Annotated in this window: 28 protein-coding genes; all 28 read right to left on the minus strand. The window is 42.3% G+C overall.

The features are described from left to right. Positions 1 to 13 precede the first annotated feature (13 nt). Positions 14 to 775: a FliA/WhiG family RNA polymerase sigma factor gene (locus VN447_RS08450; RefSeq protein WP_325524657.1), complete on the minus strand. Its 762-nt coding sequence runs from the start codon at positions 773 to 775 to the stop codon at positions 14 to 16. A 19-nt stretch (positions 776 to 794) separates the two neighbouring features. Further along, positions 795 to 1,115, minus strand: coding sequence for a hypothetical protein (locus VN447_RS08455; RefSeq protein WP_325524659.1), 321 nt, complete (start codon positions 1,113 to 1,115; stop codon positions 795 to 797). Between the two features lie 16 nt (positions 1,116 to 1,131). Beyond that, positions 1,132 to 1,617, minus strand: a complete 486-nt coding sequence (locus tag VN447_RS08460; protein WP_325524660.1) for a chemotaxis protein CheD — start codon at positions 1,615 to 1,617, stop codon at positions 1,132 to 1,134. Beyond that, positions 1,617 to 2,237: a chemotaxis protein CheC gene (locus VN447_RS08465; RefSeq protein WP_325524662.1), complete on the minus strand. Its 621-nt coding sequence runs from the start codon at positions 2,235 to 2,237 to the stop codon at positions 1,617 to 1,619. Before VN447_RS08465 ends, VN447_RS08460 begins: the two co-directional genes overlap by 1 nt. A gap of 34 nt (positions 2,238 to 2,271) precedes the next feature. Then, positions 2,272 to 2,736 carry a chemotaxis protein CheW gene (locus VN447_RS08470; RefSeq protein ID WP_325524663.1) on the minus strand — a complete coding sequence of 155 codons (465 nt, stop codon included), beginning with the start codon at positions 2,734 to 2,736 and terminating at the stop codon, positions 2,272 to 2,274. Positions 2,737 to 2,753: 17 nt separating this feature from the next. Further along, positions 2,754 to 4,820 (minus strand): chemotaxis protein CheA, encoded by a 2,067-nt coding sequence (locus VN447_RS08475; protein ID WP_325524664.1) that lies wholly within the window; start codon positions 4,818 to 4,820, stop codon positions 2,754 to 2,756. 28 nt (positions 4,821 to 4,848) lie between these two features. Next, entirely contained in the window at positions 4,849 to 5,898 is a 1,050-nt protein-coding gene (locus VN447_RS08480) for a chemotaxis response regulator protein-glutamate methylesterase (protein WP_325524666.1), read from the minus strand. Positions 5,899 to 5,922: 24 nt separating this feature from the next. Next, the gene (locus VN447_RS08485) at positions 5,923 to 6,588 is read right to left on the minus strand and encodes a flagellar brake protein (protein ID WP_325524925.1); all 666 of its coding nucleotides are present in this window, start codon (positions 6,586 to 6,588) and stop codon (positions 5,923 to 5,925) included. A gap of 27 nt (positions 6,589 to 6,615) precedes the next feature. After that, complete coding sequence (locus VN447_RS08490; RefSeq protein WP_325524668.1) at positions 6,616 to 7,497, minus strand: MinD/ParA family protein; 882 nt, start codon at positions 7,495 to 7,497, stop codon at positions 6,616 to 6,618. Between the two features lie 3 nt (positions 7,498 to 7,500). Further along, a complete protein-coding gene (flhF, locus tag VN447_RS08495) occupies positions 7,501 to 8,589 on the minus strand; it encodes a flagellar biosynthesis protein FlhF (protein ID WP_325524669.1) in 1,089 nt (362 codons plus the stop codon). A gap of 1 nt (position 8,590) precedes the next feature. After that, positions 8,591 to 10,657: a flagellar biosynthesis protein FlhA gene (gene flhA, locus VN447_RS08500; protein ID WP_325524671.1), complete on the minus strand. Its 2,067-nt coding sequence runs from the start codon at positions 10,655 to 10,657 to the stop codon at positions 8,591 to 8,593. A gap of 19 nt (positions 10,658 to 10,676) precedes the next feature. After that, positions 10,677 to 11,822 (minus strand): flagellar biosynthesis protein FlhB, encoded by a 1,146-nt coding sequence (gene flhB / locus VN447_RS08505; protein WP_325524672.1) that lies wholly within the window; start codon positions 11,820 to 11,822, stop codon positions 10,677 to 10,679. After that, entirely contained in the window at positions 11,770 to 12,555 is a 786-nt protein-coding gene (gene fliR / locus VN447_RS08510) for a flagellar biosynthetic protein FliR (RefSeq protein WP_325524674.1), read from the minus strand. The genes flhB and fliR overlap by 53 nt, the downstream gene beginning before the upstream one ends. Positions 12,556 to 12,603: 48 nt before the next feature. Then, positions 12,604 to 12,873 carry a flagellar biosynthesis protein FliQ gene (fliQ, locus tag VN447_RS08515; RefSeq protein ID WP_325524676.1) on the minus strand — a complete coding sequence of 90 codons (270 nt, stop codon included), beginning with the start codon at positions 12,871 to 12,873 and terminating at the stop codon, positions 12,604 to 12,606. Between the two features lie 11 nt (positions 12,874 to 12,884). Further along, positions 12,885 to 13,622, minus strand: coding sequence for a flagellar type III secretion system pore protein FliP (gene fliP, locus VN447_RS08520; RefSeq protein ID WP_325524927.1), 738 nt, complete (start codon positions 13,620 to 13,622; stop codon positions 12,885 to 12,887). 50 nt (positions 13,623 to 13,672) lie between these two features. Beyond that, positions 13,673 to 14,245 (minus strand): flagellar biosynthetic protein FliO, encoded by a 573-nt coding sequence (gene fliO, locus VN447_RS08525; protein WP_325524677.1) that lies wholly within the window; start codon positions 14,243 to 14,245, stop codon positions 13,673 to 13,675. A gap of 14 nt (positions 14,246 to 14,259) precedes the next feature. Continuing rightward, complete coding sequence (locus tag VN447_RS08530; protein WP_325524679.1) at positions 14,260 to 14,622, minus strand: response regulator; 363 nt, start codon at positions 14,620 to 14,622, stop codon at positions 14,260 to 14,262. Positions 14,623 to 14,662: 40 nt separating this feature from the next. Continuing rightward, positions 14,663 to 15,778 carry a flagellar motor switch phosphatase FliY gene (gene fliY / locus VN447_RS08535; protein ID WP_325524928.1) on the minus strand — a complete coding sequence of 372 codons (1,116 nt, stop codon included), beginning with the start codon at positions 15,776 to 15,778 and terminating at the stop codon, positions 14,663 to 14,665. Next, complete coding sequence (gene fliM / locus VN447_RS08540) at positions 15,771 to 16,775, minus strand: flagellar motor switch protein FliM (RefSeq protein ID WP_325524680.1); 1,005 nt, start codon at positions 16,773 to 16,775, stop codon at positions 15,771 to 15,773. Before fliM ends, fliY begins: the two co-directional genes overlap by 8 nt. Before the next feature lie 98 nt (positions 16,776 to 16,873). Then, positions 16,874 to 17,353, minus strand: a complete 480-nt coding sequence (locus VN447_RS08545) for a flagellar basal body-associated FliL family protein (protein ID WP_422663595.1) — start codon at positions 17,351 to 17,353, stop codon at positions 16,874 to 16,876. A gap of 74 nt (positions 17,354 to 17,427) precedes the next feature. Then, the gene (locus tag VN447_RS08550; protein WP_325524682.1) at positions 17,428 to 17,625 is read right to left on the minus strand and encodes a flagellar FlbD family protein; all 198 of its coding nucleotides are present in this window, start codon (positions 17,623 to 17,625) and stop codon (positions 17,428 to 17,430) included. A gap of 75 nt (positions 17,626 to 17,700) precedes the next feature. Beyond that, positions 17,701 to 19,416, minus strand: a complete 1,716-nt coding sequence (locus VN447_RS08555) for a flagellar hook protein FlgE (RefSeq protein WP_325524683.1) — start codon at positions 19,414 to 19,416, stop codon at positions 17,701 to 17,703. A 92-nt stretch (positions 19,417 to 19,508) separates the two neighbouring features. Continuing rightward, on the minus strand, positions 19,509 to 19,910 hold the full coding sequence (locus tag VN447_RS08560) for a TIGR02530 family flagellar biosynthesis protein (RefSeq protein WP_325524684.1): 402 nt from the start codon (positions 19,908 to 19,910) through the stop codon (positions 19,509 to 19,511). Further along, complete coding sequence (locus VN447_RS08565) at positions 19,910 to 20,323, minus strand: flagellar hook capping FlgD N-terminal domain-containing protein (RefSeq protein WP_325524686.1); 414 nt, start codon at positions 20,321 to 20,323, stop codon at positions 19,910 to 19,912. The genes VN447_RS08560 and VN447_RS08565 overlap by 1 nt, the downstream gene beginning before the upstream one ends. A gap of 17 nt (positions 20,324 to 20,340) precedes the next feature. Next, positions 20,341 to 21,936 (minus strand): flagellar hook-length control protein FliK, encoded by a 1,596-nt coding sequence (locus VN447_RS08570; RefSeq protein ID WP_325524687.1) that lies wholly within the window; start codon positions 21,934 to 21,936, stop codon positions 20,341 to 20,343. Positions 21,937 to 21,968: 32 nt separating this feature from the next. After that, positions 21,969 to 22,586: a magnesium transporter MgtE gene (locus tag VN447_RS08575; RefSeq protein ID WP_325524689.1), complete on the minus strand. Its 618-nt coding sequence runs from the start codon at positions 22,584 to 22,586 to the stop codon at positions 21,969 to 21,971. Between the two features lie 18 nt (positions 22,587 to 22,604). Continuing rightward, positions 22,605 to 23,150, minus strand: coding sequence for a lytic transglycosylase domain-containing protein (locus VN447_RS08580; protein ID WP_325524932.1), 546 nt, complete (start codon positions 23,148 to 23,150; stop codon positions 22,605 to 22,607). Beyond that, the gene (gene fliJ, locus VN447_RS08585; protein WP_325524690.1) at positions 23,150 to 23,611 is read right to left on the minus strand and encodes a flagellar export protein FliJ; all 462 of its coding nucleotides are present in this window, start codon (positions 23,609 to 23,611) and stop codon (positions 23,150 to 23,152) included. The genes VN447_RS08580 and fliJ overlap by 1 nt, the downstream gene beginning before the upstream one ends. Between the last annotated feature and the right edge of the window lie 20 nt (positions 23,612 to 23,631).

Consider the following 23,631-nt stretch of genomic DNA (forward strand, 5'->3'; position numbering starts at 1 on the left):
ACATCAATATAACTCAAATAAGACTGGACTTTAGTCTCGATAGAGCGCCGCGCAACCGGAAGATGGCTTTAGTATGGAGTTGCGAAATACGCGCTTCAGACAATTTTAATATAAGGCTTATCTCTTTTAACGTTAGTCCGTCATAATAATAGAGACTAACTACCAAACGCTCTTTTTCCGGTAATTTGTCTATACTTCTAGCCAGCATGAGCCTTACTTCTTCTTCTTCAAGGTGTTGGGAAGGATTTGGCGTGTGTTGCGAAGCTGTCTCTGTTCTGGCAAACTCCTCTAATGGAATAAGTGTACTTGTATTCAAATGATTGATAAGCGTATGTAGCTCACTAAGCGAAATTTTCATTGCGATAGCAATTTCTTCATCGCTTGCTGAGCGACCGAGCACATGCTCCAGCTTAGCCATAGTCTGTTCATATTGCCTGGCTTTTTGCCGTATTGTAGCCGGAATCCAATCCTGGGCTCTCAGCGAATCCAGGATAGCTCCCCGAACACGTACTACTGCATAAGTCTCGAATTTAACCCCACGATCAGGATCAAAACGTTCAATCGATTCTATAAGTCCAAAAAAGCCGTTACTAATTAAATCATCCTTATCTACATGCTGAGGAAGACTAACTGCAATCCTCCCCGCCACCAGCTTAACTAATGGCAGATAGTTTTCAATAAGCTTTTCCCGAATCTCCGGGTTTCGGTTACTGTGATATTCCCGCCAAAGCTTGAGTGTGTTAGCAGCCTTCTGTTCAGCGTCATTACCTGGCATTAGCGCTTACCTCTCCATCCTACTTTTGCGTTAGTGTTATATTTTCAAAATGTTCAGGATTCAGGGGCTTAAATTCAGAATCCGGTAAGTCATCCCCATTTTCATTAAAACTAACTAGATCAATATGTTTACCTTTAGGCTCTGTTTCGTTAAGTTTCTCCCGGAAGTAACGCTCGGCAAATTGAGCAGATGTATGTCCTAAAACCGCAAAAAGGACTACAGATACTAATGTCCGGTATAAAATAACAGCTGGCGTAACACTACTCATGGCACCTACCAATATGGTTAAAATGCCAGCAACAAGCGCCAAGTATAAGCCAATCCGCAACTTTAGCGTCATAGTCCTTCCTCCAAAATTATAGTTCCTTTTCACCTTTATCGATAGTTTTAACTCGAAAAATGCCGGTATCCAGCTTCAATTCTACAGTACGTCCATAGTTGCCGCCAGTATCTTCGGCAACTACTCTAATTTCCAGCTTTTTAAGTACTGAACGTACCGCCTCAGCATTACGTTCACCTACTCTCATAATGTCAGTAGTATTAGTAAACGTAAACATCTGTGAACCGCCGGCAATTTTAGCTGTAATACGTGATTTGAGCGCGCCCATCTTAATGATTTCACTAAGCATCAAAGGCAAAGCAGTGTCAGCAAACTTCGCTTGGTTATCAGCAGAGCGGGCTTGCGTACTATCAGGCAACATAATATGGGCCAAACCACCAACTTTTGCCACCGGATCAAATAAAGCAATTCCCACGCATGACCCTAACCCATAACTGATTAAGCTGCCGGGATTACGCCCAACCTTATAATCAGCCATTCCAACTTTTATTAGTTCAGCCATTATTCCTTCACCCCAATTGCCGTCAAAATTGTATTGAGGGAACCAGGGTCAGGAATAAGGAAAAAGTGTCCTTTAACGCCGTCGTTATCAGTGGTAAATTCAGTCTCTATGACCAGTGCATGGTCACCCATTTGCCCTAACTGAATCAAAATAACGCTTAAGATAGCTCCAGCCATATCAATCGCCAATGCAGGAATAGATGGCAACAAGGTCAACTTGGTAAAATAGGATAAAGCATTCAAATAAGCGCCTGCCAATATATTTCCAATTTCCATTAAAGCCGATTCATCCATGGAGTTCAGGAGTTGAGTTTCGCCTTGACTGCGACCCATTAACATATCAACCAGGTAGAAGGCGCTGTCACGGGGAAGGAGGAATAAAATACTGCCAGGCGCTGGGCCAAAAACTCTAAGATAGACGCCAGCGACCATTGCATCAGGGCCACCCACCACCTCAGGCACTTCACCTAGAGGCAAAATTGATACCTCAGGTACTGTCATATCAATTTTTTGATTAATGAGTTGGGACAAGGCTGTTGCTGCATTGCCGGCTCCGACATTGCCAATTTCCCTCAGCGCATCTAATTGCAATGGTGAAAGTTTCAATATATCTTCAGACAAATCTCTCCACCCCTTTAACATCAGTAGCTAAATATTAGCCAGCTTTAACTTCCTGGCCTATACCAATTATCGCATCAGCGTTAAGCAAAATTAAAAGCCGATTTTCCATTTTACCTACACCGCTTAAATAGTCAGCAGCAATACCTCCTACTACTGCTTGAGGCGGCTCAATACTCATTTGATCAATTGTAGTTACTTCTGACACAGCATCGACAATCATGCCAATCGTTATATCCTCAACTTTTACAATAATAATGCGGGTATCATCTGTATAGTCCTGCGGAGGCAAATTTAATCTTTTCTTTAAATCAATAACTGGCAGTACACTACCACGCAAATTCATTACACCTTTAATATAGTCAGGTGAGTGTGGCACCCGGGTAATATCAGTCATTCGCTTAATTTCCTGGACTTGCAGGATACTGACACCATACTCTTCGCGCCCCAGTTTAAATACTACTAACTGGATTTCATTGCCGGAATACGTTACTTCAGACATATTTTTCTCCCTCCTGCTTATTGCTTTAATGCGCCAACATCCAGGATAAGCGCTACTTGACCGTTACCTAAAATTGTTGCGCCAGCGATAACCTTAATACCAGCCAACAGTTTGCCCATAGATTTGATTACTATTTCTTGCTGCCCAATAAGTGTGTCAACAATTATCCCGGCACGATGCTCACCCATATGGACAATTACTACAAATAATTCATCCTGATTATGAACGCAGGTATCAGGCACATTAAGCACATTTGCTAACCGCACTATGGGAATAATTTGTCCTCTAAGCAGGATAACTTCTTGGTTTTGGATCGTTTTAATATTTTCAGGTGTGATATTAATCGTGCTGTCGATTGCGCCGAGTGGGATGGCATAAATCTCATCACACACTCTTACTAGTAAGGCCTGAATGATTGCTAGTGTTAACGGCAGCCGAATCTTGAACTTACTGCCTTCATTAATTTTTGTCTCAACATCTACCATACCACCCAAGGATTCAATCTTAGTCTTAACGGCATCCATCCCTACTCCACGTCCTGAGACATCAGTAACAGTGTCAGCAGTGGAAAACCCAGGTAAAAATACTAACCTGATTGCTTCTGACGGTTCAAATTTATCTGCCTCAGCTTGAGTGATAAGGCCCTTTTCCAGCGCTTTTTGTTTGATAATATCCGCATTAATGCCTTTACCATCATCTTCAACCATAATAATAACGTTATTACCTTCATGGCGGGCAATTAGGCGAATTTCTCCGACCGGATTTTTACCTTTAGCCTGCCGCTCAGCGGGCTGCTCAATACCGTGATCAATAGAGTTTCTTAAAAGATGTACCAATGGATCGCCGATTTCATCGATAACCGTACGATCTAGTTCTGTTTCTTCGCCTTGAATTATAAGGTTAACCTCTTTATTTAACTCACGCGACAGATCACGAACCATCCGCGGAAAACGGTTGAATACTTGGCCAACCGGGACCATCCGGACTTTCATAACTACTGCTTGTAAATCAGTAGTTACCCTATCCATTTGTTCAATAGTCTCGACAAGTTCAGCAAGCCGATGCGTTAGACCTATTTGTTCCAGCCTAGTTTTATTAATAACTAACTCACCAACAAGATTGAGTAAGCTATCCAGCTTATCAATATCCACCCTTACCGATTGACCGCTTTTAAGTTTTTTGTCGGCTACATGGACGTTATTCTCATTAACCGACGGCTTTTCCGTTTTATCTCTAGCAGATTTTTTCTCACTGCTTACCGCGCTTTCTGATTGTGAAATAGCGTTTTGCAGTGATTTTTGTACAATATCCGAAATTACCGATGAAACAACCGTAACATTCTCAACCTCTGAAATACTAGTGACAGTACTCTCAATTCTTTCAGAATCAACACCAGTCACAATGACAACTTGAAAACTATAGTCAAAGTTTTCTTTTTCTAAGTCATCAACAGCGGGTATACTTTTAATGACTTCGCCGAGTTCCTCTAAGGCATTCATAATCATATAGGCTCTGGCCGATTTAAGCAGACATCCTGCTCGCAGGTCTATATGAACCTCATAGCATTCCATGCCTTGCTTTTTTGCAGCCCTAACAACATTAATTTCGGTATCATCAAGTTTTATGGGGTCCACTGAGGTAACTTCTGCTTCTGATTGGTCTATTACAGGCAGCGCTGCCTGGCTTTTAGGAGCCGCAGAAAAATCCCCTCTGGCTATAGCTGTAAGTTTGGAAATAAGCGGCTTAATCTCAATAGGATTATCTGAGTTTGAGGCTACATTCTCTACCAATTGCTCTAGTGTATCAACACATTTGAATAAGGTATCCGTAATATCATCGTTGGCCGGCAATGTTCCTTTGCGAAGCAAGTCAAGAACATTCTCCATCTCATGGGTAAGCTCAGCAATCGTAGTGAATCCCATTGTCGCAGACATGCCTTTTATGGTATGAGCGCTTCTAAATATTTCATCAAGCACCGACAAACTTCCCGGATCATTTTCGAGATCAAGCAAACAATTGTTTAGTGTCTGTAAATGCTCGCGCGACTCTTCTAAAAACATCCCCATATATTGACTAATGTCCATCTGTCACACCCCCGTATACATTTTATGTTTACTGCTTGGTTAAAGCTTTAAGTATTTCAGCGGCTACACCTGTAATAGGCGTTATTTTATCGACTACACCCATTTCAATCGCAGATTTTGGCATTCCAAACACAACTGCCGTCGATTGATCTTCAGCTATAGTCTGACCGTTCTGACGCTTGATAGCCTGGATTCCTTTAGCTCCGTCATGACCCATTCCGGTCAAAATAACACCAATTGCCTTACTGCCAAAGATACGGGCTACCGATTCCATCATGGGATCTACTGCCGGCCTGTGCCCGCCAAGCGGAGGATTCTGGTTAAGCTTAGCAACTACCTTACCCCCTTCTCTTTCTACCATCATGTGGTAATCTCCTGGCGCAATCAATACAAGGCCTGGGCGAATAGTATCATTATGCTCGGCTTCTTTAACTGTAACAGAAGACAAGGAGTTTAGGCGTTCAGCCAGTGACTTAGTAAAACCTGGTGGCATATGCTGAACAATTACAATCCCGCAGGGGATATTTCCTGGGAGTTTAGTAATAATTTCTTGTAAAGCACGCGGTCCTCCTGTAGAAGTACCTATAGCGACAATCCGTTCATCTGCCAGCAAGCCTGTAGGCGCGGACATTTTAAACGGTGCATTTAGAACACTAATCGGCTGCGTTTTTATGAGCTGAGCAACATTGGCTTTCACAGCCGCCCGGCATTTACTCAATATTTCAGTTCTTATCCCTGAGATGTTGGAAATTGGTCCAGCAGTTTTAGCTACAAACTCAACAGCACCTAACTCAAGGGCCCGCAGGGTAGCTTCAGCCCCTGCTTGAGTTAAACTACTAATCATAACTACTGGTGTTGGACATTCTTTCATAATGAGCTCCAACGCTGTAATACCATCCATAACCGGCATCTCAACATCCATGGTAATTAAGTCGGGTTTAAGGCGCTTTACTTTGTCAATCGCATCTTTGCCATTACGAGCAGTATCAACAACGGCAAAATCAGTTTCAGCTGCAAACAAATCGCTTAATAGCTTACGCATAAATACTGAGTCATCAACAACCAGTACTTTTATCATAAACTCACCACCAATACCATAAAGTCATTCCAGGCCTTTACGGCGCTGCTCAAGCTGCTTTTTAAAAATAAATTTAATAATATTACCACGGTCTCTTTCGCTAATCTCAAGGAACTTAATACCAACCCAAAATACCGTCCGGTCAGGTTGGGGCTGCTGTATTCTCATAACTTTACTTCTTAGTGTAAGTGGTCCAATATCAGGGTAATTCACTGTCACCATTAATTCAGTATCAATCTGCCAGAGACGGGTAGTAGCTATTTGTAAACCACCGCCGCTAATATCTTTGGTTACTGCATTTACTATCGTATCTTCAACTACTTTACCGTCGACAATTTCAGTAATTTGTACAGGTAAAGCCGCGTCAACCCTGACAAAAGCTCTTTGCTGAATTTTTTTCAGGTTATAAGGAGCAGCAATAATCCACACAGGCAGTGGTTGGAGTTGTTTGGCAATTAAAGAGCTAGTAAACTCAAAAGCCGAGAAATTTGACACTACCCGACCAAAAAACACTTCGCCACGTTGCAGCATAACAGGCAAACCTTTAGTCATCGGCATTGCAATAACCATATTGTCCGCATTAATATCCTCAATCCGGCTACGGTATTGCTCAACAAGCCCACTACGGCTAGGTACAAAAACTTCAATACGCTGATTAATTTTAAAAATTTCTTCAAACTTAATACTAATTAGAACCCCCTCCTCACTTTCGAGGAACTACGACATAAAATCTAAAAACTTATGAAAAAAACCTCTCATGCCTCGAGGCCGTTGAGTATTTTCTCCATAGAGCAAACGCTGGGCAATATTTTCAATACAACGGGATGATATGGCTTCTGGAAACGACATTAAAAGTGGTATTTGATTTTTAACGGCTTTAATCATATTGCGATCTTCATATACATAGCCAAGGTTGTTAATTGATACATCAAGAAACCGCTGGGAAACACGCATTAATTTGTCAACAACCATTTGCCCCTCATCAAGATCCAAGATACGATTAACGACTAACCGAAGAGGCGCAACACCGTTTTGTCCCCCGTAAGCTTTCATCATAGCATACGCATCGGTAATCGCTGTAGGTTCCGGGGTCGTAATAATAATAACCTCGTCGGCAGCCATGACAAAATTCAAGACATTCCGACTAAGACCGGCGCCTGTATCAATTAGGACAATATCAGCCCAATTATCAAATAAGGATATTTGAGCCACTATAAGCTGTAGATGGGCGTCGCTAAGATTAGCCAAATGATAAATTCCCGAGCCCCCGGCCATAAATTTAATGCCGCGTGGACCTTCTGAAACAACATCAGTAATATTGAGACCATCTTCCAATAAATTAAGAATGTTATAAGGGGCTGAACACCCCAGAACAACCTCAACGTTCGCCATCCCGAAGTCGGCGTCAATAACCAATACCCTCTGCCCAAGCGCCGCTAAAGCCAGTGCCAGATTTACGGTAAAATTGGTTTTCCCCACACCGCCTTTGCCACTGGTAACTGTAATTACCCGGCTCTTAGGGCCTTGCTTAATAATAGGACTTTTCGGGATCGAAGAATTTAGTGTCATTTGACGTAGTCTTTCAGCTTGATCACTCATTTTTTAATCCCTCAAAATCATATTTGCCAATTTAGTAGAACTAGCTAATTCAATATCATCAGGGACACTTTGTCCGGTAGTCATATAAGATACAGTTGTGGGAAAGTGGTACAGTAGATTAAGAATGGTTCCGATGTTACTTGCTTCATCAACTTTAGTAAACAAGAACTTTTGTGGAGAACAAACAGAAAACTTATTTACTATTTCTAAGGCATCTTTATATTTAGTAGTGGTACTCAGTACAAGGTGTGTCTCGATATATGGATCAACGGCCAAAAGAGCCTGTAACTCGGCCAGTTGATAGTGATTGCTAGGGCTACGCCCGGCAGTATCAATTAAAACTAGATTTTTGTCATTGTGCCTATATAGGGCTGCTTTAAGCTCATCAGGTGAATACACAATCTCAATAGGAATTCCCATAATATCGCCGTAGATCTTTAGTTGTTCAACAGCTGCAATACGATAAGTATCGGCTGTAACTAACGCCACTTTATACCCTTCTTTTAACGCAAAATTAGCAGCCAGCTTGGCGATTGTAGTAGTCTTTCCAACACCTGTCGGGCCAATCAAAGCGACTGTTTTACAGCCTGACGGCGATATATCAATACCATCTACTTTTTGCAAATAGTTCACAATTCGATCAAGCAGCAGTTTACGGACAATACTTTGATCACTGCCGACAATTGATTTCTCATCTGGCAGACCTTTAACTAGATTAGCGGCAATAAGCGGTTCAATATCATTCTTTATCAATAAATCCAAGAGTGGTGAGGTTTGTTTACCTTTTGTAGGTAGTTGGCATAACATTTGCTCCATTATCTTTCTCATATTGGACATTTCGAGCTGGAGCGCAGTTAATTGAGTATCATCAGTAGCGGGCGGCAAGGCTATCTGCATTTTTTTCTCGGCAATGGTAGCTGCAGCCGAGTCTACCGCAGCCATGACTTCTACCATCTCTTTGCCAAAAAAACCCAGAATCCCGCCTTTCTTAAAGCGGCGGGTATGCAAAATAACAGCATCCCGACCTAGGTCCTGCTTTACTTGAGCCATTGCCTCAGCCATATTTTGTGCTGTAAATAATTTAACTTTCAAACTACAATCTCACCATCCCTAGTGCCTGCACTTCAATTTTCGCATTTAATTCCGCATATGATAAAATCGTTAAATTTGGAGCTACACGTTCTGTTAGTTTGCGAAAATATAATCTAGCTCCCGGGCTTGTAAGCACTACCGGTTGATAGCCCATATTGGTAAGCTTGGGGAGCTCATTTGTAAGAGTAGTGATAATGGATTGGACCATTTGCGGCTCTAGCGCTACGTATGAACCTTGCTCAGTTCGCTGTACAGAGTTAATAATCGTATTTTCAAGCTGTGGATCAACAGTCAGGCACGTTAAAATATTATTGTTCACAAACTGCTTGGATATTTGACGGGCCAAAGCGTGCCGGACATATTCGGTTAAAATCTCTGTGTCTTTCGATAGCTGAGCATAATCCGCTAACGTCTCAAAGATTGTTACCAAATCCCTAATAGAAATTTTCTCACGTAACAAATTAGCAAGCACTTTTTGAATTTCGCCAAGCGACAAGAGATTTGGTGTCAATTCATCAACAACTGTTGAATTATTTTGCTTAACAGACTCAATTAAAGTCTGAACTTCTTGACGTCCTAATATTTCAGCAGCATGTGACTTTATAATTTCAGTAAGATGTGTAGCCAGTACTGATACCGGGTCAACCACTGTATATCCGGCAAGTTCAGCTTGCTCACGGTAAGATTCCTGAATCCAAAGAGCAGGTAACCCAAAAGCAGGTTCAACAGTTTCAATTCCCGGTACCGGCTCAAAAGCTGCCCCTGAATCCATGGCCAAGAAATGATCTAGCATTAATTCACCCCTGGCAATTTCAATACCTTTTAATTTTATTACATAGATATTAGGCTTAAGCTGAATGTTGTCGCGTATCCTGATTGTTGGAACAATAAGTCCTAACTCCAAAGCACACTGGCGTCGAATCATAACCACCCGGTCTAACAAATCGCCACCTTGGCTGACATCCACTAATGGAATCAGGCTATAGCCAATTTCCAGTTCCATAGGGTCAACCTGCAGCAAAGAAATAATGTTTTCCGGCTTTCTTACTTCTTCTTTCTCTTTTTCTTCCTGTTGGGACATTTCCATCTGAACTTCAGACTGTTGCGTCCTGATCAGGGTATAACCAACTCCACCGGTAATAAGACTAAGCATGAAGAACGGGACTCCCGGCAATCCGGGAATTATACCTAGCAGCCCCAAAACACCAGAGGCAATAAAGAATACACGTGGGTTATTGATGATTTGTCTGGTAAGATCCTTACCCAGATTAGCCTCAGAGGCCGCTCGGGTTACTACAATACCGGTAGCAGTCGATATTAACAACGCGGGTATCTGGTTAACCAATCCCTCGCCTACTGTTAATAAAGTATAGGTCTGCAGCGCTTGCAAAACATCCATATTACGCTGTAGCATACCAATGATAAAACCGCCCACAATATTAATCACAATAATAATAATCGCGGCAATAGCGTCACCTTTAACAAATTTACTAGCGCCGTCCATAGCGCCGTAAAAGTCGGCTTCCCGCTGAATATTCTTACGACGGTCACGGGCCTCCTTATCACTAATAAGTCCGGCATTGAGATCGGCGTCTATACTCATTTGTTTACCAGGCATCGCATCAAGCGTAAAACGAGCCGCAACCTCGGCAACACGTTCGGCGCCCTTAGTAATTACAATAAACTGAATGATAATCAGAATTATAAAAACGATAAAACCAACTACAGCATTACCGCCGACTACGAAATTACCAAAAGCGGCGATGACCTCACCAGCATGGCCATCAAGCAAAATAAGGCGCGTTGAAGACACATTGAGCGCCAGCCGAAACAAAGTAGTTATTAAAAGGAGTGATGGAAATACCGAAAACTCCAACGGCTCTATATTATAGATAGCTACCATCACAATAATTAAAGCCAGGGTAATATTCAGTGTCAAAAGCAGATCAAGGAGCAATGTTGGTAGCGGAATGATCATCATGACTACAATAGTAATAATAGCCACAGATACCATAACATCACTGTATTTTTCCAGACCTGCAAACAGCGTGGATTGTTGAGCAGCCATTATTTATTCGCTCCTTATACTAGGACAGGCGTTTTTTTAATCGGTATACATAAGCTAAAACCTCGGCAACTGCCTGATATAACTCAGGCGGTATAATGTTGCCTATTTCAACAACGGGATAGAGCGCTCGGGCTAACGGTTTATTTTCTACTACTACCACTTTGTTTTCCCGCGCCACCTGCTTGATACGTTCAGCCAAAAAATCCTGGCCTTTTGCCAGAACTACCGGAGCTGACATATTTTTATCATACTTTAGGGCAATCGCCAAGTGAGTAGGGTTCGTCACTACAACATCGGCTTTGGGTATTTCCTGCATCATTCGCCGCATAGCGATAGCCCGCTGCTTTTCTTTAATTTTTCCTTTGATTTGTGGATTGCCTTCAGTTTGTTTGAATTCCTCTTTTACTTCCTGCTTAGACATTTTAAGGCTTTGGTTATGTTCCCACCACTGGTAAAAATAATCGAAGGCCGCCAAAACCATCATGACACCGATAATCTGAAAAGCTAAATCAATAGTAAGAGAACCAGCTAGTTTAAGAGAGTCAATTAACTCCATGCTAATCAATTTCGGGATATCTGCTGTCTGTATAACGGCAAACCGGTAAATAAAGTAACCAATAATAGTTACTTTAAAAACAGCCTTTAAAAGCTCAACAAGTGATCTCTTGGAAAACAGCCGCTGAAAACCAGATAAAGGATTAATTTTATTAAAATCCGGCATTAATGCCTCAGTAGAAAAAATAAAACCGACTTGCATATAGTTAACAGCTACTGATATTACTAAAATAACTAAAAGAATCGGTAAAACTGTCTTTAAAAGAAGGAGGCTTAAGTTTAAAAATAATATATGAACAGAATTAATAGTAAAATCTGTTGTTGCCAAACTAGAGAAGATGCCTGTCATATAGCTAGCCAATTCAGTATACACACTAACCCCTAACAACTTAAGCGTATAGAAAGCAGCCATCATTACAAATACTGCACTAAAGTCAGTACTTTTGGCCACTTGGCCCTTTTTCTTGGCTTCTTCCTTACGTTTAGGAGTAGCTTCCTCTGTTTTTTCGCCATTAAACCGCTGTAAATCAAAGGTGTCAAGTTTATACCGGCTATCTTTAATTCGGTACAAAGGTACCCAGGAGGCGGTAAATTTCGTGAAAAGTGCCATTAAAAACTACCTCCAAAAAGCCTATATAAAATGGCAAAGCTAAAGATAGTACAAAAATGCCGACAATAATTTTGCCCGGCACACCAACAACAAAAATATTCATTTGAGGCATAGTTCGGGCTAGAATACCAAGCGCCACATCGGTAAGCAGCAGCGACACTAATACTGGTAAACTAATTTTAAGTGCAATTATAAAAATACCAGTAACCATATCCACCGCGATATTAGCCATATCAGGCCGGAAAACCCCTAAAGTTACCGGAATAAGTTTAAAGCTGTGAAATACAGCCGAAAGAAAAAGATGATGACCATTACTCGCTAAAAATACTAGTAATGCTAAAATATACTTAAAATTGCCAACAAGGGGAACCTGCTGACCAAATTGTGGATCCAAAACATTAACAATACCAAATCCAATCTGAGTATCTAAGAGTGAGCCTGCCATTTGTATTCCATAGAAAATGAAAGAACAGGCAAATCCCAGAATTAAACCAAGTAAAAACTCGCCAATTACCAACACCACATAGGGCAAAAGTGCATCTGGAGAAATAAAGTCCGGCCGAATTAGAAGTGGCAGTAAAATATAGGATATTATTAACGACAGCCCTGCTTTGACAGTTAATGGGACGTTTCGGGCACCAAATATCGGGGCTGAAGAAAAAATCCCACTAATTCGCGCAAAAATCAGTAAGAAAAACCCTAACTGATTTTGCAGTAAAGTAAACAAGTCCAATACTTTCTACCACCTATCTAATATGTAAGATTCGGGCCTCCTTTTTAGCTAACGTATCATATTAGGTAGACTTAAAAATATCTCCCGTGTATAATCGACAATCAGACTAAGCATCCATGGTCCAAAAACCAATATGGCAACAAAGACGGCAATAATCTTGGGGATAAATGCCAGTGACTGTTCCTGGATTTGTGTTGTCGCCTGGAATACACTTACAAGGACACCAACTACTAAGCCAAGACCTAGCATGGGGGCAGAAACCAGCATGACCATAGCTAGCGCATCACGACCAATCTGGATGGCCATATCTCCCGACATAAGCGCCCCCCTCAATTAAAACTAGTAACTAATGACCGGATAATTAAATGCCAGCCATCAACTAGTATAAATAATAAAATTTTGAACGGCAGGGATATCATGACCGGCGGGACCATTATCATGCCCATTGCCATAAGGGTACTAGCTACTACCATATCGATTACGATAAAGGGAATATATATTAAAAAACCAATTTGAAACGCAGTTTTAAGTTCACTAATAACAAAAGCCGGAATTAATACAGATGTTGGAACATCCTCAGGCGAATTAGGCCGCGGCATTTCTGATAGATTAACAAATAGTGCCAGATCATTCTCGCGAGTCTGTTTAAACATAAACTCGCGCATTGGCTTTACAGCCTCGGTCAGAGCGGTCTCCTGGGTAATTGTCCCGGTAAGCATGGGCTGCAATGCGCTCTTGTTTACCTGGTCAAAATATGGTGACATAGTAAAAAAAGTCAAAAACAAAGCAAGTCCAACTAAAATCTGATTTGGCGGCATTTGCTGTGTTCCCAAGGCACTGCGCAAAAATGACAATACTACAATAATTCTGGTAAAGGAAGTCATCATTACCAGAATTGACGGTGCGAGTGAAAGCACCGTTAAGGTCAACAGAATCTGCAGACTAAGGGCCATATCTTGCGGGTTGTTGGCTTGCTCCACCCCAATATTAATATTGGGAATAGGTATCAGTGGAGCTGCCCCGACTATCGCTGGACAAGCCGCTGACAAAACTATAGCCAGCAGCAAAACATGGTATTTCCATGTTGTAAAATAATTAACATGTCGTGACACTCTATTTACCTCTTCCTAATGTCGTTCTCATGCTCCTTCTCATTTATTTCGTGAGTGTCTGAGCCAAAAACAGCGGGAAATTTTTTATTCAACTGCTTAATTGAAAGCAACTGGCGGTGAAAAATGTTATCGAACTGTTCAGGTGGAAAACCAATATTTACCTGAGCTTTGAGCTGCTCAATATCCTCTGGCGAGGTAATTTCCTTGAGCAGTGAAATAGTTTGTTCAGTAACTCCCAACACCATAAACTTACCTGCTATCTCTATTACATAAACCGCACGATTAGGGCCCAAGGGCAAGGTAGTGTGAATTTTCCCGCTGTTAAGCCCTGCAGGAGCATTTATCTTCTGCGCTAAAAACCGGGAAGTAAAATAAGCAAGGCCAAGAACTAAGAGAAAAGTTAGTATTAACGATACAACATAACCACTGGCCGCAAGCCACGAAGACGTTGGCGGCTGCGGTTCTTGATATTTAAGATACTCACCGGTTTCCCCAGCAGCCAACCCATGATTTGTAAGCAATAAAACGATGGAAAAAATTATTAAAATACTACCGCAGCAACGTAGATAATTATACATTGGGAGTATCCAGGCTAACCGACTGCCTTGCGTACAGCCTCAAGGACACGATCAGGCTGGAACGGCTTAACAATAAAGTCACGAGCGCCAGACTGAATTGCTTCAATAACCATAGCCTGCTGCCCCATTGCGCTGCACATAATAACTTTGGCCGCTGGATCAACTTTTTTGATCTCTTTCACAGCAGTAATTCCATCCATTTCCGGCATGGTAATATCCATAGTTGTCAAATCAGGCTTAAGCTCCTGATATTTCTCTACCGCCTTAAGACCGTTTTCTGCCTCCCCAACTACATCATAGCCGTTTTTTGATAAGATATCTTTAATCATCATTCTCATAAATGCAGCGTCGTCCACAACTAAGACTCTAATCGCCATTTTACCCTATCTCCCCTATCTCAAATAAAATTTGGAATTATTATTGAAGATTACTAGCCCTTTCTAAAGGACTAACTATATCGGTAATCCTCACACCAAAGTTTTCGTCGATTACTACAACTTCCCCTTTGGCTATTAGTTTACCATTAACTAGAATATCCACAGGCTCACCAGCAAGCTTATCAAGCTCAACAACTGAACCTGGAGTCAATTCCAGAATATCACGAATTAATTTACGGGTTCGTCCCAATTCAACCGTAATCTGCAGCGGTACATCCATAATAAGGCCGATATTAGCGTCAGTGCCAGGTATACCTGCCGGTTTCAAAGGCGCAAACTGAACCGGCTGTACGGCAACATTTTGAACAGGCTGCTGTTTAGGCTGTGGCGCCGGTTGAGCGTAGGCAGACGCAGGCTGTGGTGCAACTGCTACGGGTTTGGGAGAAGGCGACGCGGGTGGAGGCGGTGGTGACGCAGCTGGTTGAACAGCACTCATTAGATTTTCCACCATTTCCTTAGCAACATTAAGCGGCATGATCTGCATAAGTTCACTGTCAATAAGGTCTTCGACTTCCATACGGAAAGACACACGGACTAATGCATCATCACCGGAAATAATATTAGTAACATCAGGGTTTAGCGCAAAATCCAACAGATTAACCTTCGGTGGAGCAATATCTACTTTCTTTTTAAATATAGTAGATATCGAGGTTGCTGTCGAACCCATCATTTGGTTCATCGATTCGCTGACAGCACTCATATATAGTTCATTCAATTCTGACGGTGGATTTGTGCCATCTCCGCCCATCATTAAATCAGCAATAATAAGTGCATCCTGTTCGCGCATCGCAAGAATATTAGTTCCTAACAGTCCATGAGTGTAGCCAACTTCAATAACTAAGTAAGGAAGCGGATATTGACGCTTTATTTCATTTAAATTTGATATTGAAACCTTAGGGGTAGTAATTGAAACCCGTCTTCCTAAAAGTACTGACAAAGTAGTAGCGGCAGTACCCATCGATATATTTCCAATTTCACCCAATGCATCTTTTTCAATATCTGACAAATCAGACCCAGCCGGAGATGGCGAGGCTGCAACTGGTTCGCCTCGTAGTAAAGCGTCTATTTCTTCCTGGGACAGAAATCCGTCACTCATCATTATCATCTCCTTGGGAAATTACTTGAGTAATCTGTACTGCATTTTTATGACCGACTAACCCGGGTTTGCATTTAAACTTTTCACGGTTGCCGATAATTATGCTTAGTTCATTTTCAGCTTTAGTTTCCAACTGTAGCACATCGCCCACACCTAAATCTAATAGTTCATGAACGGTGACGGTAGCCCGCCCAAGTTCAACAATAGCCGGAATAAGAGTTTTTTCCAGCTTCCGCTGCAGAGCACTCATCGATTCCGGTGATGCTTGTTTGGCAGCAGAGGCAGACACCCAAAAGCTTGTGGTCAATTTGGACATAATTGGTTCTAGCACCAGATAAGGAATACAAATATTCATTAACCCTTCAGCCTGACCAATTTTCGCTTGAAGAGTAATAAGTACCACCATGTCATTAGGAGGGACAATCTGAGTGAACTGCGGATTGGTCTCCAGTGCCTCCATGCGGGGTTCAATGGTCACAACCTGTTTCCAGGCTTCCTGCATGCTCTCCATAGCCTTATTGATTACGCGCCTGATAATAGCTTCCTCGATATCAGTCAATGACCGTGGCTTAGCTGGAGGCAGACCTGGCCCACCAAACAGCCTGTCAATAATAGCCAGTACAATATTAGGATTTATCTCAAATATTGCGTTACCTTTAAGCGGTCGCATCTGAAAGATGCTGATAACGCTGGGGTTTGGCATTGACCGGATAAATTCCTCATACGTCAACTGGTCAACAGAAGCAACATCAATATGAATAAGAGTCCGAAGATGTGCGGAAAGATAGGTATTTAACAGCCGGGCAAAGTTTTCGTGCAACATATAAATAGTACGTATTTGATCTTTAGAGAACTTATCCGGACGCTTAAAATCGTAGGTTTTTATTTTACGCTGTTTTTCTTCAGTTTTTATTTCTTCAGCAGTTACTACACCTGTAGACAAAGCTGACAATAATTCATCAATCTCGGCTTGAGATAAGACATCTGGTCCTGCCAATCTCTTCCCTCCTTTCGCATCAAAAAAAGGAATTATCTATAAAAATAATCTAGTTATCTGATAGATGTTTTTATTATACTAAAATTATTGATATGAATCTACTGTAAAACAAAATTGGTTATATAGATGTCATAAACCCGTTCATCACCAAGTGTCTTATTTATTTCATTTTTTAGCATCTCTTTTAATTGATCTTGTTTGACCGGATCAAAATCTTCAATTTTTTGTGACCTTAAGACGTAGACAGCTGTGTCCAGTATCCTAATTTCTTCAGGAGATGGCAGTTTTCCCTCTTTGGGAGCTGCGTTCTTATCAGGTTTTAGTTCTACAATTAAACCAATCTTAAGATATCGACCACTATTCACACCGCCGATATTGAGAATAAGACCTTCTTTAGCGTCACCAAGCTTGATAAATTGTCCCGGATCACGTTGGGAAACTTTTTTGTCGGCTGTTTTGTCAGCCACAACCCTGGTAGCAATCAAGTACGAAATACCACCGGCTAAAATTAAGCCAACCACAATGAGTATAATAATAACCATCATCGACATTTTCTTGGGTTTTTCCTCTTCAGCCACTGGCACACCTCCATTATTTAGTGTATTTGCCTAATTACACTGCCTGCTTACTACGCGAAACGTCAAGTCAGTTATTATCGCATGTTTCTAAACAAAGACCGGCGATAATCCATTACTTTGCGCACAATTTCATCCATTGGCTCCTCAACAATTAGTTTCTTACCACTAGTTAAGGTAATCATTGTATCAGGAGTTTCTTCAATCGTTTCAATCAGTTCGGCATTAACTACAAAATCACAGCCCTGAGACTTAAGTTTGGTAACCTTTATCACACTCGTCCCCCCTAAATTATTCTCAAAAAATAGGCAGCGGAAGGGAGGCATTCCTCCCGCTACCTTATATTTCTACTAACGTTTGAGGTTGGCCAGTTCCTGCAGTATTTCATCAGACACTGTAATAATCTTAGAGTTCGCCTGGAAACCACGCTGGGTAATAATCATATTACTGAACTCTTGCGCCAAGTCAACATTAGACATCTCTAAGGAACCTGGCGTAAACTTACCGCGTCCACCGGTATCACTTGAACCAATTGAAGGTTCGCCTGAGTTGTTTGATTTAACAAACATACTCTCTCCCACTTTGTTCAAACCCGCAGGATTATTGAACACAGCTAACGCAACTTGAGCTAGATTCTGACTCTGACCATTGGAGAATCGCCCTACAATAACACCAGTTGGGTCAATCGTCACTTTATCCAAGGTTCCTGATGCATAACCATCTTGCACATCAGCCTTAGCTGTTGATTCACCGCCATATTGGGTCATGGTAGAAAAATCGGGATTCACTGTAAAAGAACCGGCACCAGAATACGGTCCTCCTGCTGGATTAATGGTTATTGAGCTAATGGTACTCATTGCTGGATCATAGGAACCGTCATCTTTAAATTTGAGAGTGGACGGTGTAGTAGTAACATTTGCCACAGTTACTCCAGCCGAATCAACTACTGTTCCAACAGGCGTAAATGTCCAAGTATTGGCAGCGGATTTTTCGAAAGTTCCTTTCAAATTATAAGGATTCCCTTGCGAATCATATACAGTGATTGATGTTGGAACAGAAGAAGAATTATCATTTGTGGCGGCAGCAGTAACTGCAGCCGCGGCATCGGCGGTAGCGGTGTTATAGGTTGTGATTAAGGCTGCATCTCCGGCAACTAGAGCTGCTGTAGCGTCAACTGAGGCTTTAGCTGTAGTTGTCAGTGCAGCTAAAGCTGTATCATAGGTTGTGATTAAAGCTGCATCGCCAGCAACTAGAGCAGCTGTGGCTGCAGCATCGGCCGCTATAAACACTGGATCTGTGGGATTAGCTGCTAGTGCAGCTTTGGCGTCCACGGAGGCTTTAGCTGTAGCTGTCAGTGCTCCTTTAGCATTGTTATAGGTTGTGATTAAAGCTGCATCTCCAGTAACTAGAGCTGCGGTGGCATCAACGGCGGCTTTGGCTGTAGGTGTTAGTGCAGCCAAAGCTGCGGCTTTAGCGGCGGCTGTAGTTGTGACCAAGGCATTGGCTGCTGCTAAAGATATTTTCGCACCTGCTGACAAGTTATTTATATAAGGTACCTTACTCGATTTTTGCGCTGCCATTGCAGAGCCTACGGGAATTTTAATGCCGCTTGGGTCTTGTTTACTATCTATTTTCCCGTTAGCATCGGCTTTCCAGCCCATCACCTTGTATCCAGTGCCAGGAACTAGATAGTTGCCCTCTGTATCAAAATCAAAAGCGCCGGCACGGGTAAATACCTGATTTTGACCATCACTTAAAACGAAAAGTCCTTGCCCTGAAATGGATAAATCCGTCTGTTTACCGGTAGGCTGAGGACTACCGTCAGTAAATATAGTATCAATACTGGCTAACCCCATGCCCAGCCCGATCTGCATTGGATTAGTACCACCCTTATTCCCTGTAGCAGCGGCTGACCCCTGGATTGTTTGACTTAACATATCCTGAAAGGTTACACGCCCGGATTTAAAACCTACGGTATTAACGTTGGCAATATTGTTGCCAATTACGTCCATACGGGTTTGATGGTTTTTAAGACCGGACACACCGGCAAATAATGAACGAATCATAATTAAACATGACCTCCTAAATTAAATATTGGGGTTTAAAGGCTGCATCAATCAGTCAGCAGCCAGTAGGGCTTCCTCGAGAGGTCCAGCCCTTAAATAAGCACCGCACTATCAATGTTGGTAAATACGTTATCTTTAATACTTGCTCCGTCAATAGCGGTGATGACAGTTTTATTCTTTACGCTTACAACAAACGCCAGACTGTCATTCATCAGGATGAGTGATTCTTTAGCCCCTTTTTGAGCTGCTTTGTCAACCGCTTGGCTAAGCTGGCTAAGTTGATTGCTGTCAAGCTGGATTTTCCGGCTGTTTAATCGCTGTAAGGCATGCTGAGAAAACTTAACACTTGTAATTTCCTGTTCTAAGAGCTGATTAAAACTATGACCGATAGCTGGCTTAGTGGCTACTGAACTAGATTGAGATCCTGCTGGTTTACCTGACGGAACAACAGGAGCTATTGGCTTGTACAGGTTGTAGATGCGATTGTCAGCCATTATGCTTTCTTGGCCCCTGGAACTGCTACAGCCGTAACTTTGCTAAGTTCAATAGAAGTATCGCCAATAACCAGCTTAGGTTGACCATCAACCAGCCTTACTGATTCAACCACGCCAGTTTGCTCTTTGGCATTACCGTCAAACCACTTAACTTGCAAACCAATCATACTGCTGGCTTGCGTCATAATCAAGGACGAGCTAATATTTTGCATCTGTTCCAAACTGGAAAACTGCGCCATTTGGGCGATAAATTCCTTATCCTCCATGGGGTTCAATGGATTTTGATATCTGAGCTGAGTAGTCAATAATTTTAAGAAATCATTTTTACCAAGATCGTCATTTTTTTTACGGGTAGTCCCACTAGTACTAGATGAGGTTTGACTAGTGCTGCTAGCACCATATACATCAGCCATATAAAACACCTCCTTTTTTAGATACGATAATCAACACCCGATAAGCCGTCAATGCCACTGATTTTTCTGTGTTCAGTTTCAGTATCGATCAACTCGACAAAATCTCCCGCAGTTTTTTTGTTATTAAATTTGATCACCTGTTGGCGTGAACTGCGATCATGGTCGTGATTGGGCGAAAATTGGCTTAATCCGGCATATACGCTCACATTTTCCACTTTTAGACCATTATTAGCCAAATCTTGTTTAAGCTGGGGCAGAGACGCCTCAATGACATTGCGTACTTCGGCGTTATTAGAATGGAAACTAGCATTGATCGTGCCATTCTCTACAACTACCTTAAGGGTAAGTTCGCCAAGATGTTCAGGTTTTAGTTTAATGATCATCTCTGTGTTTTGTGGTTTGCTAATCATTCTTGATTGCTCAACTATCTGGTCGACAATTTGATGAACATCGGTCGATGGTTTCGCTTGCAGTTGAGCATCAATAACAGTTGCTCCCACTAGGGTGTCGCTTTTAGGCATTAACGCTAATTCCAAACCTTGTCCAAATGTGCGAGAGGTTAATTCTTCATTGGGATTAGCACTTAGGTCTTGAGCAGCTTGTACCTGACTAAATAAAGCTGGGTCAGTAAAACTTTCTTTCTGGCCCTCATCGGTAAATTTTTGATTTGAAGGTTTAGCTTGTGAGGTTATTGCAATAATTGGGGCTATACCCTGCTGCTCAGGTTCATTGATTGCCCCTGTAGGGTTTTTATCCGCTACTATCACTGCATCTTTGCTTTGATTCATGAGCGCCATTTTGGGCAACTCTGGTTGAGTGATACCAGTTGCAACCGCTGATGGTACTTCTGAATGCTCAGGTTTGCTGGTTACTGGAACATCTGACGGTTTAACAGGTAATGTGAGCTGTGCTTGGTCAGTCTGAGCAACATCCGGCGCTTTAATCGGTAATGTGAGCTGTGTATGATCAGTCTGAGCAACATCAGGTAACAAGTCTAGGTTCTGATTGATTTGACTAGTCACTACAGCACTACTGTCTGTTGAGGCGGCGAGCGACTCGGGATGATTCACCGGCAGTGCTGGCATTTCTGGCAGAACCGTAGTTTGTGGCTGGCTGACGGTAATAGCAGTTGGTGCGCCAACTGCGGATGCTGTTACGACAGCAACCTCAGTATTGACGGTGGGCACCAGGGGTGCAGCTGGTACAGCAGATAACATCTGGGCAACTAAAGCAGCATTGTTAATACCAACCGCCGAATCCTGTCCAAGTTGTGCAGTGTCAGCAATATCAGTTTCCACCTTTTCAGCACTAAGAATCGCTAAAGGCTCAAGTAACGCTTGTCCCTTAGCAGAATTACCGCTTTTTTTAATTATGTTTGCTATCAAGCCAGGTAGAACAGTAGCATTTGTCTGCTTAGTATCTTCTCCACTTGATGGACGATTAGTCTGTTCTTTTTCTAGTGCAAGTGCTTTATCTGATTTTGAAACTGCGCTGCTTAGAGTATCACTAAAGTTAGTTTTCTGTTCGTTCTTTGATTTGCCATCAACGTTTTTGCTAGGCGGTGCAGAGATTGCCACCTGATTGGTTGAGAACATGGTCTGCGCTGCATTCATTTTTTCACCTCCTTTCAAAAATTATATCTATGCTATAAGTTAGGCGATTGCGCCTGGCCTTTGAGCATATCTTGAGTAAGACGGGCAGCGCGTCTGGAATCAAATAACGCCAAGATTTTAGACACCTGTTCTTCTTCCATTTTACTAAAAATAGCAATCACAGTAGGATCGTCAAGTTCTTTCATAATAGCTATGGCTTCATCAGGTTTCATACCGCCATACAACCGGGACAACTTGGAAATGCGCTTGGCTTCTTCCTGCTGCTTAAGCTTAGCCTGTTTCTCTAAATCTTCTCTGGTTATTATGTTTGGGTTGCTTGGCTGAGGCACTAGCAGAGTAGCCGTCGGCTGCTGAGCCTGGTTTGGTTTAACCGGGACGACGGTCTGAACAGGTGCACCTTCCTCAGCTAGTTCCACAGTTTCAAAGTTTGTTTTTGGAAAGAACCTGCCAATCACTGGATACTTGGCCAGATTCATATCACTAGCCAATTTTTCTACATCAATGAGCTTTAGATAAACCCCTGCGGCAAAACCTATGCCGACTAAAATTAATAATGCTACTATGATAGCCATAATTTTAAGCCCTACGCCTGAATTAGGCTGAGGCGACTGTTTAGAGTTTGCAGCAGGATTTTTTTGTTTTTCAGCCATAATTAGTCATAGGCTCCTCTACTTAGCCAGCGATAATACCCTGGCAACATAGTTGCGTGTTTCACTGTACGGCGGAACACCGTTATAGTTCTTTACTGCTTGTGGTCCGGCATTATAGGCAGCTACGGCTTTGGTAACATCGCCACTAAACATAGTCAGCATTTGCTTCAGATAACGAACACCACCGTCAATATTCTCGCGCGGATCGTTAATATTACGCACCCCGAGCGAACGAGCGGTTTCCGGCATTAGCTGCATCACGCCAATAGCGCCAACAGGTGAAATGTCCTCAGATTGCAGCCCCGATTCGGCTTCAGCTACGGCCATGGCCAGCTTAGGATCAACGCCATGTTTAACAGCAGCCAAATGGACCATTCTAGCAATGTCACCCTGTTTTGCATTCTGGCCGGCTGATGTAGCCTTTATACCGTCTTTAGGCGGCTGGGAGGTAGCCGAAGCAAGCGCTGCGGCAAACTCACCGTTTACTGCCGTTCCTGGCTCTGTTGGTGAAAAACGCCGCTCAATATCTGATATCCGTTGCATAACTTGATTAACACTTTGTATCACTTTAATCCCCTCTCCCTGTCACGCACAAAGGCCTGCGTTCCAAGCTCGTCGAGAATCTTTTGTTCTTCCTGCAATAATTCTTTGCCGTATTGTTCCAAACGCTTTTCCCGCAGGTTATCAACAAGCTTTCGCTGCTTAATAGCACCTTCTAGTTCAGCAAGGCACTCTTGCTGATAATCCGCTGCTTTAGCTACCTGTTCTTGCTGCTCAGTAATGTGTCTCTTAATTTTATCGATATAATAGCTAAATGTCTTAAGGGTTTCGATAGTCGGGCTGCCAGAAGACTGCTCTTGGCTGAGCAATTTAAGGTTAGACGCAAGCTGATTCCGAAGAATCCCTAAATATTCTTGCTCCTTGTTTAAACGGTTAGTAGCTTCAGCAAGCTTGATTTGAGCCTGCTCTTCCTGCATTTTACGAAATTTTAGCAGCGTCTCAAGACGGAACCGGAATTTCTTCATATCCGACCATCCTTATTGAG

It is taken from the genome of Sporomusa sp. (genome assembly GCF_035561155.1).
Classification (GTDB): Bacteria; Bacillota; Negativicutes; order Sporomusales; family Sporomusaceae; genus Sporomusa.

What these genes read in the sequence shown, in the direction of transcription:
- VN447_RS08450 (WP_325524657.1), bottom strand. Translation starts at nt 775, where the DNA reads ATGCCAGGTAATGACGCTGAACAGAAGGCTGCTAACACACTCAAGCTT.
- VN447_RS08455 (WP_325524659.1), bottom strand. Translation starts at nt 1,115, where the DNA reads ATGACGCTAAAGTTGCGGATTGGCTTATACTTGGCGCTTGTTGCTGGC.
- VN447_RS08460 (WP_325524660.1), bottom strand. Translation starts at nt 1,617, where the DNA reads ATGGCTGAACTAATAAAAGTTGGAATGGCTGATTATAAGGTTGGGCGT.
- VN447_RS08470 (WP_325524663.1), bottom strand. Translation starts at nt 2,736, where the DNA reads ATGTCTGAAGTAACGTATTCCGGCAATGAAATCCAGTTAGTAGTATTT.
- VN447_RS08475 (WP_325524664.1), bottom strand. Translation starts at nt 4,820, where the DNA reads ATGGACATTAGTCAATATATGGGGATGTTTTTAGAAGAGTCGCGCGAG.
- VN447_RS08480 (WP_325524666.1), bottom strand. Translation starts at nt 5,898, where the DNA reads ATGATAAAAGTACTGGTTGTTGATGACTCAGTATTTATGCGTAAGCTA.
- VN447_RS08490 (WP_325524668.1), bottom strand. Translation starts at nt 7,497, where the DNA reads ATGAGTGATCAAGCTGAAAGACTACGTCAAATGACACTAAATTCTTCG.
- flhA (WP_325524671.1), bottom strand. Translation starts at nt 10,657, where the DNA reads ATGGCTGCTCAACAATCCACGCTGTTTGCAGGTCTGGAAAAATACAGT.
- flhB (WP_325524672.1), bottom strand. Translation starts at nt 11,822, where the DNA reads ATGGCACTTTTCACGAAATTTACCGCCTCCTGGGTACCTTTGTACCGA.
- fliQ (WP_325524676.1), bottom strand. Translation starts at nt 12,873, where the DNA reads ATGTCGGGAGATATGGCCATCCAGATTGGTCGTGATGCGCTAGCTATG.
- fliO (WP_325524677.1), bottom strand. Translation starts at nt 14,245, where the DNA reads ATGTATAATTATCTACGTTGCTGCGGTAGTATTTTAATAATTTTTTCC.
- VN447_RS08530 (WP_325524679.1), bottom strand. Translation starts at nt 14,622, where the DNA reads ATGGCGATTAGAGTCTTAGTTGTGGACGACGCTGCATTTATGAGAATG.
- fliY (WP_325524928.1), bottom strand. Translation starts at nt 15,778, where the DNA reads ATGAGTGACGGATTTCTGTCCCAGGAAGAAATAGACGCTTTACTACGA.
- VN447_RS08555 (WP_325524683.1), bottom strand. Translation starts at nt 19,416, where the DNA reads ATGATTCGTTCATTATTTGCCGGTGTGTCCGGTCTTAAAAACCATCAA.
- VN447_RS08560 (WP_325524684.1), bottom strand. Translation starts at nt 19,910, where the DNA reads ATGGCTGACAATCGCATCTACAACCTGTACAAGCCAATAGCTCCTGTT.
- VN447_RS08565 (WP_325524686.1), bottom strand. Translation starts at nt 20,323, where the DNA reads ATGGCTGATGTATATGGTGCTAGCAGCACTAGTCAAACCTCATCTAGT.
- VN447_RS08570 (WP_325524687.1), bottom strand. Translation starts at nt 21,936, where the DNA reads ATGAATGCAGCGCAGACCATGTTCTCAACCAATCAGGTGGCAATCTCT.
- VN447_RS08575 (WP_325524689.1), bottom strand. Translation starts at nt 22,586, where the DNA reads ATGGCTGAAAAACAAAAAAATCCTGCTGCAAACTCTAAACAGTCGCCT.
- fliJ (WP_325524690.1), bottom strand. Translation starts at nt 23,611, where the DNA reads ATGAAGAAATTCCGGTTCCGTCTTGAGACGCTGCTAAAATTTCGTAAA.